Annotated in this window: 15 protein-coding genes and 1 pseudogene; 7 read left to right on the forward strand and 9 right to left on the reverse strand. The window is 69.7% G+C overall.

The genetic code is table 11. The features are described 5' to 3' along the window. Positions 1-145: 145 nt before the first annotated feature. The 5 genes from ACZ6DT_RS35040 to ACZ6DT_RS35060 are packed head-to-tail and all read right to left on the reverse strand — an operon-like array spanning position 146 to position 3,793. Positions 146-973: a class I SAM-dependent methyltransferase gene (locus ACZ6DT_RS35040; RefSeq protein ID WP_465603312.1), complete on the reverse strand. Its 828-nt coding sequence runs from the start codon at positions 971-973 to the stop codon at positions 146-148. Next, entirely contained in the window at positions 970-1,350 is a 381-nt protein-coding gene (locus ACZ6DT_RS35045) for a VOC family protein (RefSeq protein ID WP_465603315.1), read from the reverse strand. Before ACZ6DT_RS35045 ends, ACZ6DT_RS35040 begins: the two co-directional genes overlap by 4 nt. 42 nt (positions 1,351-1,392) lie before the next feature. Continuing rightward, positions 1,393-2,130: an FAD:protein FMN transferase gene (locus ACZ6DT_RS35050; protein ID WP_465603317.1), complete on the reverse strand. Its 738-nt coding sequence runs from the start codon at positions 2,128-2,130 to the stop codon at positions 1,393-1,395. Then, positions 2,127-2,417: an FMN-binding protein gene (locus ACZ6DT_RS35055; protein WP_465603319.1), complete on the reverse strand. Its 291-nt coding sequence runs from the start codon at positions 2,415-2,417 to the stop codon at positions 2,127-2,129. The genes ACZ6DT_RS35050 and ACZ6DT_RS35055 overlap by 4 nt, the downstream gene beginning before the upstream one ends. Positions 2,418-2,434: 17 nt before the next feature. Then, positions 2,435-3,793, reverse strand: coding sequence for a ferredoxin reductase family protein (locus ACZ6DT_RS35060; protein ID WP_465603321.1), 1,359 nt, complete (start codon positions 3,791-3,793; stop codon positions 2,435-2,437). A gap of 127 nt (positions 3,794-3,920) precedes the next feature. Here ACZ6DT_RS35060 and ACZ6DT_RS35065 point away from each other — a divergent pair, with 127 nt between their 5' ends. Together ACZ6DT_RS35065 and ACZ6DT_RS35070 are read left to right on the forward strand one after the other, a co-directional pair. After that, positions 3,921-4,616, forward strand: coding sequence for a response regulator transcription factor (locus tag ACZ6DT_RS35065; RefSeq protein WP_465603442.1), 696 nt, complete (start codon positions 3,921-3,923; stop codon positions 4,614-4,616). Continuing rightward, positions 4,613-6,049, forward strand: coding sequence for a sensor histidine kinase (locus ACZ6DT_RS35070; RefSeq protein ID WP_465603323.1), 1,437 nt, complete (start codon positions 4,613-4,615; stop codon positions 6,047-6,049). The genes ACZ6DT_RS35065 and ACZ6DT_RS35070 overlap by 4 nt, the downstream gene beginning before the upstream one ends. A gap of 76 nt (positions 6,050-6,125) precedes the next feature. Here the strand turns inward: ACZ6DT_RS35070 and ACZ6DT_RS35075 are convergent, their stop codons facing one another. Beyond that, a complete protein-coding gene (locus ACZ6DT_RS35075; protein WP_465603325.1) occupies positions 6,126-6,779 on the reverse strand; it encodes a pyridoxamine 5'-phosphate oxidase family protein in 654 nt (217 codons plus the stop codon). Positions 6,780-6,868: 89 nt separating this feature from the next. On the opposite strand from ACZ6DT_RS35075, the gene pdxR reads away from it, so the two are divergent. Beyond that, the gene (gene pdxR / locus ACZ6DT_RS35080) at positions 6,869-8,251 is read left to right on the forward strand and encodes a MocR-like pyridoxine biosynthesis transcription factor PdxR (RefSeq protein ID WP_465603326.1); all 1,383 of its coding nucleotides are present in this window, start codon (positions 6,869-6,871) and stop codon (positions 8,249-8,251) included. A gap of 84 nt (positions 8,252-8,335) precedes the next feature. Here pdxR and ACZ6DT_RS35085 read toward each other — a convergent pair whose 3' ends face one another. Further along, complete coding sequence (locus tag ACZ6DT_RS35085; protein WP_465603328.1) at positions 8,336-8,878, reverse strand: DUF3515 domain-containing protein; 543 nt, start codon at positions 8,876-8,878, stop codon at positions 8,336-8,338. 19 nt (positions 8,879-8,897) lie between these two features. Continuing rightward, positions 8,898-9,131 carry an Lrp/AsnC ligand binding domain-containing protein gene (locus ACZ6DT_RS35090; protein WP_410659803.1) on the reverse strand — a complete coding sequence of 78 codons (234 nt, stop codon included), beginning with the start codon at positions 9,129-9,131 and terminating at the stop codon, positions 8,898-8,900. A 133-nt stretch (positions 9,132-9,264) separates the two neighbouring features. On the opposite strand from ACZ6DT_RS35090, the gene ACZ6DT_RS35095 reads away from it, so the two are divergent. After that, positions 9,265-10,221: a thiamine-phosphate kinase gene (locus tag ACZ6DT_RS35095; RefSeq protein ID WP_465603330.1), complete on the forward strand. Its 957-nt coding sequence runs from the start codon at positions 9,265-9,267 to the stop codon at positions 10,219-10,221. Here ACZ6DT_RS35095 and ACZ6DT_RS35100 read toward each other — a convergent pair. Continuing rightward, positions 10,218-10,964 carry a GNAT family N-acetyltransferase gene (locus ACZ6DT_RS35100; protein WP_465603332.1) on the reverse strand — a complete coding sequence of 249 codons (747 nt, stop codon included), beginning with the start codon at positions 10,962-10,964 and terminating at the stop codon, positions 10,218-10,220. The two genes, ACZ6DT_RS35095 and ACZ6DT_RS35100, sit on opposite strands and share 4 nt — an antisense overlap. Before the next feature lie 50 nt (positions 10,965-11,014). On the opposite strand from ACZ6DT_RS35100, the gene ACZ6DT_RS35105 reads away from it, so the two are divergent. From ACZ6DT_RS35105 to ACZ6DT_RS35115, 3 genes and pseudogenes are all read left to right on the forward strand, one after another. Beyond that, positions 11,015-11,485, forward strand: coding sequence for a GNAT family N-acetyltransferase (locus ACZ6DT_RS35105; protein ID WP_465603333.1), 471 nt, complete (start codon positions 11,015-11,017; stop codon positions 11,483-11,485). Positions 11,486-11,568: 83 nt separating this feature from the next. Beyond that, a pseudogene (locus ACZ6DT_RS35110) lies at positions 11,569-11,784 on the forward strand (gamma carbonic anhydrase family protein); the annotation flags it as partial. A 20-nt stretch (positions 11,785-11,804) separates the two neighbouring features. After that, positions 11,805-12,482: a uracil-DNA glycosylase gene (locus ACZ6DT_RS35115; RefSeq protein ID WP_465603335.1), complete on the forward strand. Its 678-nt coding sequence runs from the start codon at positions 11,805-11,807 to the stop codon at positions 12,480-12,482. Positions 12,483-13,200: the final 718 nt, after the last annotated feature.

Raw genomic sequence — 13,200 nt, forward strand, 5'->3', positions numbered from 1 at the left:
GGGTGGTTGTTTTTTTTTTGGGTTTTGTGTGGTTGGCGGGGGGTGGGTTTCCTCCCCCCCCCCCCCCCCCCCCCCCCCCCCCCCCCCCCCCCACCCGGCCGAAGCGCGGCGTGAGGTGCCGACACTCACGACCACCCGCCACCCGCTACCGAGACCCCTTCACGGCTTCGATGGTGAAACTGGCCGCCAGCCGCTGCGGATTCTCCGTCAGCCGCCATTCCTCGGTCGTCTCGTTCAGCGTCATGAGCCCGGGCAGCGCGTTCCACGGGACGCTGTCGTGCTCCACCAGCCGCGTCAGCGTCAGCCCCGCGTCGAGCAGTGACATGACGATCTCCCCCAGCCCGTGGTTCCACTCGTGCGTCCGGTTGTGCTGGAACGAGACGTCGGTGTCCACATAGGTCCCCGGCTCGTCGAACACCAGCGGTTCGGCCTGCTCGAAGTACGGATAGCGCGGCGTGACCAACGGCTGGGTCTCGTCGAGGGTGCCCAGCATCGGGTGCATGTCCCGGATGAACAGCCGCCCGCCCGGCCGCAGCAGGGCGCCGACGATCTGGCCCCAGCGGGCGATGTCGGGCAGCCAGCAGATGGCGCCGATTCCCGTGTAGACGAGGTCGAATTCCCCGGCGCCCAGTACGTCGGCGGCACTGTACACATCGGACTCGTGGTAGTCGATCTCCGCGCCGGTCTCGGCGGCCAGCCGTCGCGCGATCTCCAGCGCCGGTGGGGAGAAATCGAGACCGGTCATCCGTGCGCCGAGGCGGGACAGGGAAAGCGTGTCCGTACCGATGTGGCACTGGAGGTGCACTCCGCGCGCGCCGGAGACGTCGCCGAGCAGCGGCCGGTCGAAGGTGACAACGCCGCTGAGGTGCGTGGGGTCCGCGACGAACTTCTCGTAACCGTAGTCCGTGGAAGCGGCGTGTGCCGGAGCGCGTTCGTCCCAGTTCGCCCGGTTGACGGTCACGTAGTCGGTCATGAAGCGGCGGCCTTTTCGGCGGCGCTGCGCAGCACGCAGAATTCGTTGCCCTCGGGGTCACCGAGGACGGCCCAGCCGGTGCCGTCCGGGTTGCGCCGGTCGTGCAGGAGGGTGGCGCCGAGCTTCAGCAGGCGCTCCACCTCCTCGTCGCGCGGGATGTCCGGCTGGAGACAAAGGTGGATCCGGTTCTTCACCGTCTTCGGCTCCGGGACCTGTCCGAAGAACAGGGTCACGCCGTTGTCCATCTCGATGATCGCTTCGGGGTCGCCGGGCTGATCGTCGTCGGCCATCGGCTTGCCGACGACGGCACTCCAGAACCGGCCCAGTTCGTAGGCGTCGGCGCAGTCGAAGAAGAAGTTCTGTACGACAGAGGTCATGACGCCGCAGTCTGCCCGAGCCCGTGAAGCCCGGCCAACGGTTTAAGCGAGCCGAAGCCCGGGCGACCGATGCACCTGCCGTTCCGCGTCGATGACCAGCACCTGGCACCCCGGTTGCGACGCGACCCACGCGATCCCTTCGGTCCCCATCGCGAAAGCGGCCGTGGCCAGGGAATCCGCGGTGACGAGGTCGTCGGCGACGACCGTGACGCTCAGCAGCCCGGTAGGCGGGCGCCCGGTCCGCCCGTCCAGGATGTGCGCGCCCCGCTCGTATTCCGCCGAAGTCGCGACGGCGCCGTCGGACGATTCCACCACGGCGCACACCGTGCCGGGCTGTTCGGGATGCCGGACGCCGACCCGCCACGCGCGGCCGGGTTCCGGTTCGCCGGCGGTGACGACGTCCCCGCCCGCGTTGAGGCAGAAGGCGTCCAGGCCTTCGGCCAGCAGAAGGGACGCCGCCCGCTGCATCGCCCAGCCCTTGACCACCGCGTTCGGGTCGAGCCGCCGTCCGGGAAGCCGGGCGGTGAACGCCCCGCCGGACAGCCGTTCGTAGTGGTCGCACAGCGAAAGCACCTCCAGGAGGTCGTCGCTCAGCTCCGAAGGCGCGAGTTCGCCGCGGTCGTAGCGGCACACCTCACTGTCGGCTTTGAACGGGCTGAACCGGGCGTCGACCTCCCGCAGCCAGCCGAAGACGCCGTCGATGGCGCCCTCGACGAGAGCGCCGCCCGCCCGGACGTCGACCGAGACCGGCAGCCCCATCACCTGTTCGACGCGGTTCATCTGGCGTCCAGCGCCGCCTGCAGGGATTTGACGTATGAGTCGCTCGTCGACGTCGCTCCGGAGACGGTGTCGATGTCGGCGCTCTGCGCGGTCAGCGTCTCTTCCCGCAGGATCGGGATCGCGTCGACGCGCTCGGCTCCTTCGGACGCGCCACCGTCCGGAGTGGACGATGCCGGAGTGGGCGCGGCGACGGTCTCCGATCCGAGCGGGCCCGGTTCGTAGAGCCAGACACCGAGGAAGCCCGCGGCCGAGAGGGCGACCGTGGCGGCGACGATGGTCTTCTTCATGATCGGGACTCCCTGACTCAGGCTGCGAGACTGAAGCGTTCGGCGTGAACCTGCTGGTTCGGCACCCGCAGTTCCCGCAGGCCGCGCAGCGTCGCCGACGTCATCCCGGGCGGACCGCAGACGAAGACGTCCCGGTCCCGGATGTCCGGCACCAGCTGCCACAGGCTGTGCGCGCCGAGCACCGGACCGTGCGGACCGGCCTGATCGGACGGTCCACTGAGGACCCGGACGACCGCGCCGCGCGCCCGCGCCAGTCCGATCAGCTCCGGCAGCAGGACTGCGTCGAACTGGGTGCGGACCCGGTAGAGCACCACGACGTGGCCGGAGATCTCCTCCAGCAGCGCGCGGATCGGCGTGATCCCGACGCCGCCCGCGACCAGCAGCGCGTCCGGTTTCCGTTGGTGCATCGTGGTGAACGCGCCGTACGGGCCTTCGGCGAACACGCGGGTGCCGACCTTCAGCGACCGCAAGGACGCGCTGCCGTCACCGGCGGCTTTCGCGGGCATCTTTGTCGAGGTGTGGCCGTCCGGCGCGGCCGACAACGAGAACGGATTGGCCTGCCACCAGCGATCCCTGGTCATGAAGCGCCACAGGAAGAACTGGCCCGCCCTCGCGGGCATCTTGTCGAGGTGCTCACCGGAGATGTACACCGAGACGACGTCGTCGGATTCCGGGACCACGGCGACGACCCGCAGGCGGTGCCGCAGGTTCCGTGCCAGCGGCAGCGCCACACGGCCGGCGAAGACCGAGCCGAGCGCGACACCCCACACCGCCCACCAGTAGACCTGAGCCCCCGGCGACGACGCGAACGAACCGCCCAGCGCGATCTGATGGCTGAACGCCAGCACGACCGCGGCATAGGTGTAGAGATGGAGGAAATGCCAGGTCTCGTACGCCAGCCGTCGGCGGGCGAAGCGAGCGGAAACGGCACCGACGAGCAGGATCAGCGCGAACGCGACGACAGCACGCAGGATCCCCTCCAATCCGGTCACCATCGTGACGAACTCGTCCACCACGCCGTTGTCCTCGACCTGCGCGTAGCCGGAGACGATGAACACGAAGTGGGCGAGCAACGTCCACAGCAGGCCGAATCCGGTCCAGCGGTGCCAGCCGGTGAGCTTGTCCATGCCGAGGCGGCGGTCGAACCACGGCAACCGGGCGACCAGCAGCAGCTGGAACGCCATCGCCAGCGCCCCGTACAGCCCGGCGAGCCTGCCGATGCCGATGAGTACGTTGTCCGACGGCCCGGCGGCGAAGAAGAGCACGATGACGGTGGCCAGGTTGGCCCCGAGGAAGAGCAAGAGCCCGGCGCGTGCGGCGATCCCGGGACGGATCGCCGGGCGCGGTCTCACGGCGGTCGGCGTCATGGTGGTCACACGCGGCCCCTTCCGGTCCGGTTCAAATGCGGTGCCGCCCGGTGACCGTTCTCGGCAAAAGCTGTCGGCTTCCTGTCGTATGTGCTCCCGCCTCGCCCTCGCGCGCGCGTTCACGGAGGATGGCGTGGTGCACACCGAGAACCCCGTCCGCCTGCTGGTGGTGGACGACGAGCCGCATATCGCCGATCTGGTGGCCACCGTCGCCCGCTACGAGGGCTGGCAGGCCGTCACCGCCGGATCGGGCGAGGCCGCGCTCGAACGCGCCGCCGAATTCGCACCCGACATCGTCGTGCTCGACCTGATGCTGCCGGGGATCGACGGATTCACCGTGCTGGACAAGCTGCGCGAGTCCGGGACGGCGGTGCCCGTGGTCTTCCTCACCGCGAAGGACGCGACGGCGGATCGTGTCGCCGGACTCACCCGAGGTGGCGACGACTACCTCGTCAAGCCGTTCTCCGTCGAGGAACTGATGGCGCGGCTGCGCGCGGTCCTGCGGCGAAGCACCAGCCAGGCCAAGGCGGCGGTGCTGCGGGTCGGCGATCTGACCCTGAACGAGGACACCCGGGAGGTCGTTCGCGACGGCGCACCCGCCGAGCTGACACCGACCGAGTACGAACTGCTGCGCTACCTCATGCGGCGTTCGCCGTCGGTGCTGACCAAGGCGCAGATCCTCGACCACGTCTGGGAGTACGACTTCGGCGGCCGGTCCAATGTGGTCGAACTCGTCATCTCGCATCTGCGCCGGAAACTCGACGCGGGCAACGAGCCGCTGATCCACACCGTGCGCGGCGTCGGCTACGTCGTCCGGCGGGCGGCGAGATGAAATTCCTGCGCCGGTGGTACGACGCCTGGCGCCGATCGAGGCTCGGTACCCGGTTGGCGCTCGGGCTCGGAGTGCTGGCGCTGGTCGTGTTCGCCGTCGTCGGCACCGTGATGGTCGGCATCATGAAGGGCTACCTGAACGACCGGCTCGACGAACAGCTCGCCAAAACCCAGATCAGCCAGGTGCCGTCGCTGCGCACCACGCACGGCGGGAAGCCGCAGCAGGCCTACGGCTGGTTTTCCGCGGTGTTCGCGGTGCAGGACGGCGACGCGCTGCCGCAGGCGGGCGGTTCCCTTCCGCCCGACACGAAGGCGCTCGAAAAAGTCGCCGAGGACGCGACGCGGACCGAAGTGCTGCGCACCGTCTACATCGAGGACAAGGGCACCTACCGGGTCCGGGCCTGCCCGATCGAACGGGATCGGAACATCGTGCTGGTCAGCGCCGCCCCGCAGGCGGATCTGGACCGGACGGTGAGCCAGCTGATCATGGTCGAGGTCGTCGCGTTCCTGCTGGCGCTGGCGGTGCTGGTGATCGCGGGACGGCTGGTGCTGCGGCGCGGGCTGCGGCCGCTGAGCGACATGGCCGGCACGGCGCACGACATCGCGTCGCACGACCTCACCACGAACGCCGACCTGCCGGTGCGCGCGCCGGCGAGTGGCGGCGGCGCGGAGGTCGAGGAACTGCGGACGGCCTTCAACCTGATGCTGGCGCACCTCGATTCCTCACTGGTCGCGCGCCGGGAGGCGAACGAACGGCTGCGGCGGTTCATCGCCGACGCCTCCCACGAACTGCGCACGCCGCTGACGTCGATCCGGGGCTACGCCGAGCTTTTCCGCTACGCCGCGGCGAACGAACCCGCCGAACGCGACGCGCATCTGTCGAAGATCCGTGAAGAGACCGAGCGGATGAGCGTGCTCGTGGACGACCTCCTGCTCCTCGCGCGCCTCGATGCTCCGGAGACGGAGGCGCCGCTACGGCTGGTGGACGTCGACCTCGCCGAGCTGATCACCGACGCGGGGGAGGCCTTTGCCGTCGGCCGCCCGGAGCATCCGCTGAGCCTCGGCGCGCTACCGGAAGGTATTGTCCTGCAAGCGGATCCGGTGCGCCTGCGACAGGTGCTGGACAACCTGCTCGCCAACGCCGCGGTGCACACGGCGCCCGGGACGGCGGTCACCTTGTCCGCTTCGGCCTCGGACTCGGAGGTCGTCCTGCGGGTGACCGATGCCGGGCCCGGCATCCCGCCGGAGGCGCGGGAGCGGATCTTCGACCGGTTCTACCGCGTGGACACCGCCCGCACCCGCGGCAACGGCGGGACCGGACTCGGGCTGTCGGTGGTGCTTTCGCTGGTCTCCGCGCACGGCGGGACGATCGAGGTCGAGAGTGTGCCGGGGGCGACGACGTTCACCGTGCGGCTGCCGCGCCACCGCCCGTGACCCCTCTCGCGCGCTAGGAACGGTCCGTTCCTTGCAAATTTTGCAAGGAACGGTCCGTTCATGGCGTTGGTGAGCGCTACCCGACCCGCCCCTTCACGTGATCCGGCACGACCCACTCCGAAACCAGGTCCGCCGACGGCTCCGGTTCCCCGAACACGGTCCGCACCGGCAGCACCCCCGCCCACGAGAGGTCGGCCGCGACCTCGTCCTCGGGATCGTCGGGCCCCTCGCCGCGCATCTTCACCGAGGCCTCGGTGAGGTCCAGTTCCAGTACCGAAACCGACGCGAACTCCTTCGCGTTGACGTCCCGCGCGTGTTCCCACGAACCGGGCGCGAGATGGTCGGTCAGCACGCGGAGGCCGTGCGTCTTCCGGTCTGCGTCGGTGACCGCGGCCGCCTTGCCCAGGATCACCGCGCTCCGGTAGTTCATCGAATGGTTGTTGACCGAGCGCGCGTAGACGATGCCGTCGAGCAAGGTCACCGTGACGCAGACCTCGACGCCGTCGGAGTCGCGCATACTCCTCGCCCCGGCGGATCCGTGCAGGTAGAGCGTGTTCCCGTCGCGGCCGTAGCCGGTCGGGATGACCAACGGGACGCCGTCGCGCACGATGCCGAGATGGCAGATCAGGCCTTCGTCGAGCACCGCGTACAGCGCCGAGCGATCGCTGAGCGCGCGGTTCTTCTTGCGGCCGAGAGTGGTCCTGTCGGTGGGGGAGAGCGGGGTGGACATGCGAGCAGTCTCACCCACGAGAGTGGCCTGTAATAACCGCCAATTCTCCTATACTTGGGAAGGCCACTTCTTGAAGTGTGGAGTACAGCATGTCCGACACCGCCCTGCCGGTCAGCCTCGACCGCGATTCGCTCGTCCCGCTCGCGGTCCAGCTGGCCGACGCGTTGCGCGCGGCCGCGGGCGACGGCCATCTGCGCGGCGGCGACAGGCTGCCCTCGACCAGGGCGCTCGCGAGCAGGCTCGGTGTCAGCCGCACGGTGACGTCGGCGGCATACGAGCAGCTGCACGCGGAGGGCTGGATCGCCGGCCGCCACGGCTCCGGCACGTATGTCACCACCACGCCGCCCGCGGACAGGCCGTCGAAAGGTCCCGCGCCCCGCACACCCGCCACGCCGCCCACGCTGGTCGACCTCACCCCGGGCGTCCCGTGGGCCGACGGTGTCGAGAAGGCCGCCTGGCGTCGCGCGTGGCGGGCCGCCGCGGATCCGCGCCCGACCTATCGCGAGGACAGGGCCGGTCTGCTCGCGTACCGGGACGCCGTATCCGAACATCTCCTGCGCCACCGCGGCCTCGCGGCCGGAACGGTGATGGCCACCGGTGGGACGACGGCGGCGGTGATCGAACTCGCGGGCGCGGTGCTCTCACGCGGTGATCGGGTCGCGATCGAGGAGCCGGGTTACCAGCGTGCGGTGCAGGCGTTCCGGCGCGCGGGGATGGAGGTCGTGCCCGTTCCGGTCGACGAAGAGGGCCTGCGCCCGGACGCCGTCCCCGCCGACGTGCGCGTCGTGTACTGCTCTCCCGCGCACCAGTACCCGCTCGGCAGCCGGATGAGCGCGTCCCGCCGGGTCGACCTGGTCGAACTCGCCCGCGCCGAGGGCATGCTGGTGATCGAGGACGACTACGACGGCGAGCTGCGGTTCGACGTCGCGCCGCTGCCGTTGCTGGCCGCGCTCGCGCCCGACGTCGTCGCGCATCTCGGTACCACGAGCAAGATCCTCACCCCGGCGCTGGGCGCGGGCTGGATGGTCGCGCCGTCCCAGGTCGCGGCCACGGTGCTGGAGTACCGCGAAGCGACCGGGACGCGTCCTTCGCCCGCGGGGCAGCGAGTGCTCGCCGAACTGGCGCGGCACGGCGATCTGGGACGGCACTTGCGGAAGCTCCGGCGGGAACTGTCGGAGCGCCGGTCCCTGGTCTCGGCCGCGTTGACGTCGGCGGGGATCCCGGTGCTCGGCGACGACGCGGGCGCGCACCTGGTCGTCCCGTGCGGCTCGGCCGCCGACGAGGCGGCGCGGACGGCGGCGGCGGAACGCGCCGGGATCCGGCTCGACGGACTGGTCCGGCATTTCGCCGGGACACCGACGGTGTTCGGGAACCTCATCGGCTACGCGGGCTGCTCGCGGGAGGCACTGCAAGCCGCGCTCAGACCGTTGATCGCCGTGCTCGGTCGGCCCCCAGCGAACTGGAGGTCATAGCTTGCGCCTCATGCGGAGGCGTCCGTCGCACACTCGGACATCGAAGCGCGGCGGTACACCGGGAAGAGTCTTCCGCCGCCTTGATCAGAAGCGCAGCGGCACCGCGGGGAGATTGGTGGCGATGACCTCGGAAACGGTCTGGAGCGGCCCGGTCCCCGCGGTGTCCGGCACGGTGAGCGCCGTGTAGACGGGACGGTCCACCACGAACCACGTCGCGGTGCCTTCCCCCTCGACCTGCAGCCACTGGACGCCGTTGATCGTCCGCAATTGCGAGGTCCGGGTGAGCTCCGGCGGCTTGCCGAGACCGCACCGCAGGACCACCGGGTCGCCGGTGCCCCAGCCGACCGTCGCCTCGGGGGCGGGATCGGCCAGCTTGCGGCGGACCAGCGTGTTCCCGGACGACGTGAGCTCGTGCGGGAGCGCGCCGACGAGCTTCGCGCATTCGGGCGACCCCGACCTCGGCGCCGGGACCGGGACGAGCGGGAGCGGGCCGTCTGCGGCCGGGGCATCGGATTCCGCGCCGCGGGTCAGCCCGAAGACGGCCACGCCCGCGACGAGCAGCACCGCGAGGCAGGCGGCCGCGATCAGCAGGGGTTTCGGAGGAGCACCGGTGTCCGTGTCAGCCACGGAACCACTACACCATCAGTCACAGATGAACGACCGGGCAGGTCAGCGTCCGCGTGATGCCGTCCACGTTCTGCACCTTGGCGACCACGAGCTGACCGAGCTGGTCGACGGTGTCGGCGGCGGCCTTGACGATGACGTCGTAAGGGCCGGTGACATCCTCCGAACTGGTGACACCGGAGATGGTGGAGATCTCCGCGGCGACCGCGGCGGCTTTGCCGACCTCGGTCTGGATGAGGATGTATGCGTGGACCACGGCGCGCCCCTTCGTAAAAGTCGGCTCAAGGTAGGAACGTTGTAGCAACGTATCGCCAGCCCCGGGAAAAACCTAGGGCATCCGACTATCGGTGATCGACATTTGTCCGGACAAGGGAAAGTGGAGGTGACGGGTGTCACCGAACGACGGCACGGTCGCCGGGACCGGTGAATTCCGGTTGATCGAGGCGGTGACCGCCGACCGGAAACAGCCGGAGACGACACTGCTCGGACCGGGGGACGACGCGGCCGTCGTGGCCAGCCCCGACGGCCGGACGGTGGCCTCCACCGACGTTCTCGTGCAGGGCGTCCACTTCCGGCTCGACTGGTCCAGCGCCGAACAGGTGGGGCGCAAGGCGGTCGCGGTGAACCTCACCGACATCGCCGCCATGGGGGCGCGCCCGACGTCCGTCCTCATGGGATTCGCCTGTCCTCCGGACACCGAGACGTCACTCGTCACCGAACTCACGCGGGGCATGTGGATCGAAGCCGACCGCGCGGGCGTCGGCATCGTCGGCGGCGACATGGTGCGCGCCGATCAGATCGTGATCAGTGTCACCGCCTTGGGCGACCTCGGCGGCCGGGAACCGGTGACGCGGTCCGGCGCCCGCCCCGGCGACGTCGTCGCGGTCTGCGGACGGCTCGGCTGGGCCGCCGCCGGGCTCGCCGTACTCGGGCGGGGTTTCCGCTCACCGGTCAGCGTGGTCAACGCGCAACGCTGTCCCGAACCGGACTACGAGGCGGGCATCCGCGCGGCCGACGGCGGCGCGACGTCCATGATCGACGTGTCCGACGGGCTCCTGTCCGATCTCGGACACATCGCCGTGGCCTCCGGCGTCGGGATCGACGTGCGCACGGCGGAACTCGACGTGTCGAGCAGGCTGACCGAGGTCGGTACCGCGCTCGGCGCAGACCCGCTGAAATGGGTCCTCACCGGCGGCGAGGACCACGCGTTCGCGGCGACCTTCCCCTCGTTCGCCGACTTGCCGGAGGGCTGGACCGAGATCGGCGTCGTCACCATGCCGGATTCGGGGGTGACGGTGGACGGGAAGCGGTACGGGCACGACAGCGGCTGGCAGCACTGGCGCTAGACGCGTGGGGCCCACCAGGTGGAGGGTGCGGCGACGGTGAAGCCGAGGGATTCGTACAGCGGCCTGCCGAGCCGGGAAGCGGTGAGGGTGACCGGCAGCCCCGCCAGCGGGGCGAGAGAACCGAGCATCACCGCCCGCCCCACGCCGCGGGAGCGGAAGGCCTCCGGCGTGCCGACCCAGTAGTGACTGCCGAAGCCGTCTTCGACGACCGTGACGCACGCCCCGGCGACCTCGCCGTCGAGCCGCGCGACGAACACGGCGACCCCTGGCTCTCCGAGGATGGCCAGGGGGAACATCCCGCCCTGCCGGAACCGCGCGAGTTCGAAACCTTCGATCACCGCGCGTTCGGCCGCCCGCAGGTCCGCCTCCTCGTGCACCCGGACCACCTCCATCGCGGGTTCGGCGACCGGGGCGGGCGGGCGCAGCATGACGGGCATCTGCCAGCTGCGCATGTCCCCGAGGTGGTTCAGATCGGTGACACTGAAGGGATCCTCGGCCTCCACCGGCCCCTTCGCCGTCGCCGCGAGTTCGGTGATCTCGGCCAATTCCGCGGCAGTGAGGCCGGGCTCCTGGATCAGGACGCGCAACCCCGCGCGCTCGTCGCCGGCGACGGCGAGAAAGCCACGTCGGCGGATCACCTCGTGGCCGCGGGAGCGGCCGGTCGCGGCCCAGAACGCGGCGGAGTTGCGGGCCTGGCGCAGTGGGGCCTCGGCGAGGCCGGTGATGGAGGCTTCGATCGACATGAACGTAATCTACGTGGGGGACGGCTGGTCCAGTCGCTAATCTCGCGCTCATGGACCTTCGCGTGCTGCCCTACGACGACCCCGACGCGGTGAAGTTACTGGCCGAAGCCCAGCTCGAGCTGGCCGCCCGGTACGGCGGCGAAGACGAGACGCCGATGGACGCGGCGCAGTTCGTCTCGCCGAGGGGACTGTTCCTGGCCGCCTACCTCGACGACGCCCCGGTCGCGTGCGGTGCCTGGCGGGCGCACGACGGGCCGGATCCCCTGCTGCCCGGTGACGCCGAGATCAAGCGCATGTTCGTGCTGGCTTCGGCGCGGGGACGAGGATTCGCGAGGGCGATCCTCGCCGACCTGGAACGGACGGCCGCCGAGGCCGGGAGGCTGCGTATGGTGCTGGAGACCGGTGACAGACAGCCGGAAGCCATCGCGCTGTACCTGTCGGCGGGGTACCGGGAAATCCCGGGTTTCGGGTACTACAAGGACGAACCGGAGAGCATCTGCTTCGGCAAGCCGCTGGTCTAGGAGAACGCATGCCGATCTATGTACTGGCGACCTCGAACCCTCGATCCACCCGGACGCCTACGTCCACCCCGACGCGACGGTGATCGGTGGTGCTGAACGGAACCGTCGTCGAGGACGGCGGGGTGGTCGGCGCGGTTCTCTCCTATGGGTCCCATGTGGACAGTGAGTACATCGCGCTCGGCGTCCCGGCGAAGACGCGGCCGAACACGCCGGTCGGGCCGGAGATGATCAAGCTCGTCGTCGACGGTTATGTCGAGCGCGCGGCCAGGTTCCGGGTCGAACTCCGGCGTCTCGGGTGAGGTGAGTAAGCTCGCACGCCGTGACCGCACGACCGCTGCAGGACATCGTCGAAGCAGGCTGGGCGCAAGCCCTCGAACCGGTGGCGCCGCAGGTCGCCGCGATGGGGGAGTTCCTCCGCGCGGAGATCGCCGCCGGCCGGAGCTATCTCCCGGCGGGTGAACATGTGCTGCGAGCGTTCCAGCAGCCGTTTCACGACGTGCGGGTGCTGATCGTCGGCCAGGATCCGTACCCGACGCCCGGACACGCCGTCGGGCTGAGCTTCTCGGTGGCGCCGGACGTCCGGCCGATCCCGAAGAGCCTGATCAACATCTACAAGGAGTACTGCGAGGACCTCGGGCACCCGTTGCCGTCGAACGGCGACCTGACGCCGTGGGCCGACCAGGGTGTGCTGCTGCTCAACAGGTCGCTGACCGTGGAGCCCGGGAAGTCGAACTCGCACCAGGGCAAGGGCTGGGAAGCGGTCACCGAGCAGGCCATCAAGGCCCTCGCCGCGCGGGACGAGCCGATGGTGGCGATCCTGTGGGGCCGCAACGCGCGGAACCTGAAGCCGATGCTGGGCGAGGTACCGTGCATCGAGTCGGCGCACCCGAGCCCGCTTTCGGCGCACGCCGGCTTCTTCGGCTCGCGCCCCTTCAGCCGGGCGAACCAGCTGCTGGAGCAGCAGGGCGGCGGTCCCGTGGACTGGAAACTCCCCTGACCCTTTGTTGCGCGTGAAGGCCCCCTTCGCGCGCCCCCGTGACAGCAGTGACCGGTGTGGCTGAGGCGCTGCCAAAGTCCGTGAAGGCCTCCTTTACTACCTTGAGGGTCAGGGTCCCGGCAAAGTCGCATAGCCGCTGGTCAAGTGGGGTTGCGGTGACAGAGGCGGGCTCGTCACAGTCGCCTGACATCTTTCTCAACTGTCCACATAGGACGCCTCCAAGGCTACGGTGCCCGATTTGGGCGTTTTTCGACCGGTCGTGAGTGAAAAAGAGGGTTCTAGCCCTAAATTTCACTCACGACCTCAGTCAAAAAACGTACATAACCGCATTAAATGGACATCCAGCTGCCGAATGGTGTCCTTTGTGGACACTTGACGCTCAAGGCACCCTGTCATCCGCTCTCGTCGGAAGTTCAGTTCGAAGCACCAAAAGCGCCACCGACCAGCGGCTATGCGACTTTGCCGGGACCCTGACCTCGAGGGTAGGGAAGGAGGCCTTCACGGACTTCTGTCTTGGGGTGGGCGGTTCCGCAGTACATGAAGGCCCCCTTCCTTGCGCCTAGGTACAGGAAGGGGTCCTTCATGTACTGCGGAAGGTGCCCTTCACGCGCCCTATTGAGGCTTGTTTTTGAGGTGCGTTGGGGATGGTCCCGGGGGGGGGGGGGGGGCGCTTGGGGGGGAGCGGGGGCGGGCAAGGGAGACTCCCGCAGCCACGCGG

The organism is Amycolatopsis sp. NPDC041971 (assembly GCF_055588925.1).

What these genes read in the sequence shown, in the direction of transcription:
- ACZ6DT_RS35050 (WP_465603317.1), bottom strand. Translation starts at nt 2,130, where the DNA reads ATGAACCGCGTCGAACAGGTGATGGGGCTGCCGGTCTCGGTCGACGTC.
- ACZ6DT_RS35045 (WP_465603315.1), bottom strand. Translation starts at nt 1,350, where the DNA reads ATGACCTCTGTCGTACAGAACTTCTTCTTCGACTGCGCCGACGCCTAC.
- pdxR (WP_465603326.1), top strand. Translation starts at nt 6,869, where the DNA reads ATGTCCGACACCGCCCTGCCGGTCAGCCTCGACCGCGATTCGCTCGTC.
- ACZ6DT_RS35040 (WP_465603312.1), bottom strand. Translation starts at nt 973, where the DNA reads ATGACCGACTACGTGACCGTCAACCGGGCGAACTGGGACGAACGCGCT.
- ACZ6DT_RS35075 (WP_465603325.1), bottom strand. Translation starts at nt 6,779, where the DNA reads ATGTCCACCCCGCTCTCCCCCACCGACAGGACCACTCTCGGCCGCAAG.
- ACZ6DT_RS35055 (WP_465603319.1), bottom strand. Translation starts at nt 2,417, where the DNA reads ATGAAGAAGACCATCGTCGCCGCCACGGTCGCCCTCTCGGCCGCGGGC.
- ACZ6DT_RS35100 (WP_465603332.1), bottom strand. Translation starts at nt 10,964, where the DNA reads ATGTCGATCGAAGCCTCCATCACCGGCCTCGCCGAGGCCCCACTGCGC.
- ACZ6DT_RS35105 (WP_465603333.1), top strand. Translation starts at nt 11,015, where the DNA reads ATGGACCTTCGCGTGCTGCCCTACGACGACCCCGACGCGGTGAAGTTA.
- ACZ6DT_RS35070 (WP_465603323.1), top strand. Translation starts at nt 4,613, where the DNA reads ATGAAATTCCTGCGCCGGTGGTACGACGCCTGGCGCCGATCGAGGCTC.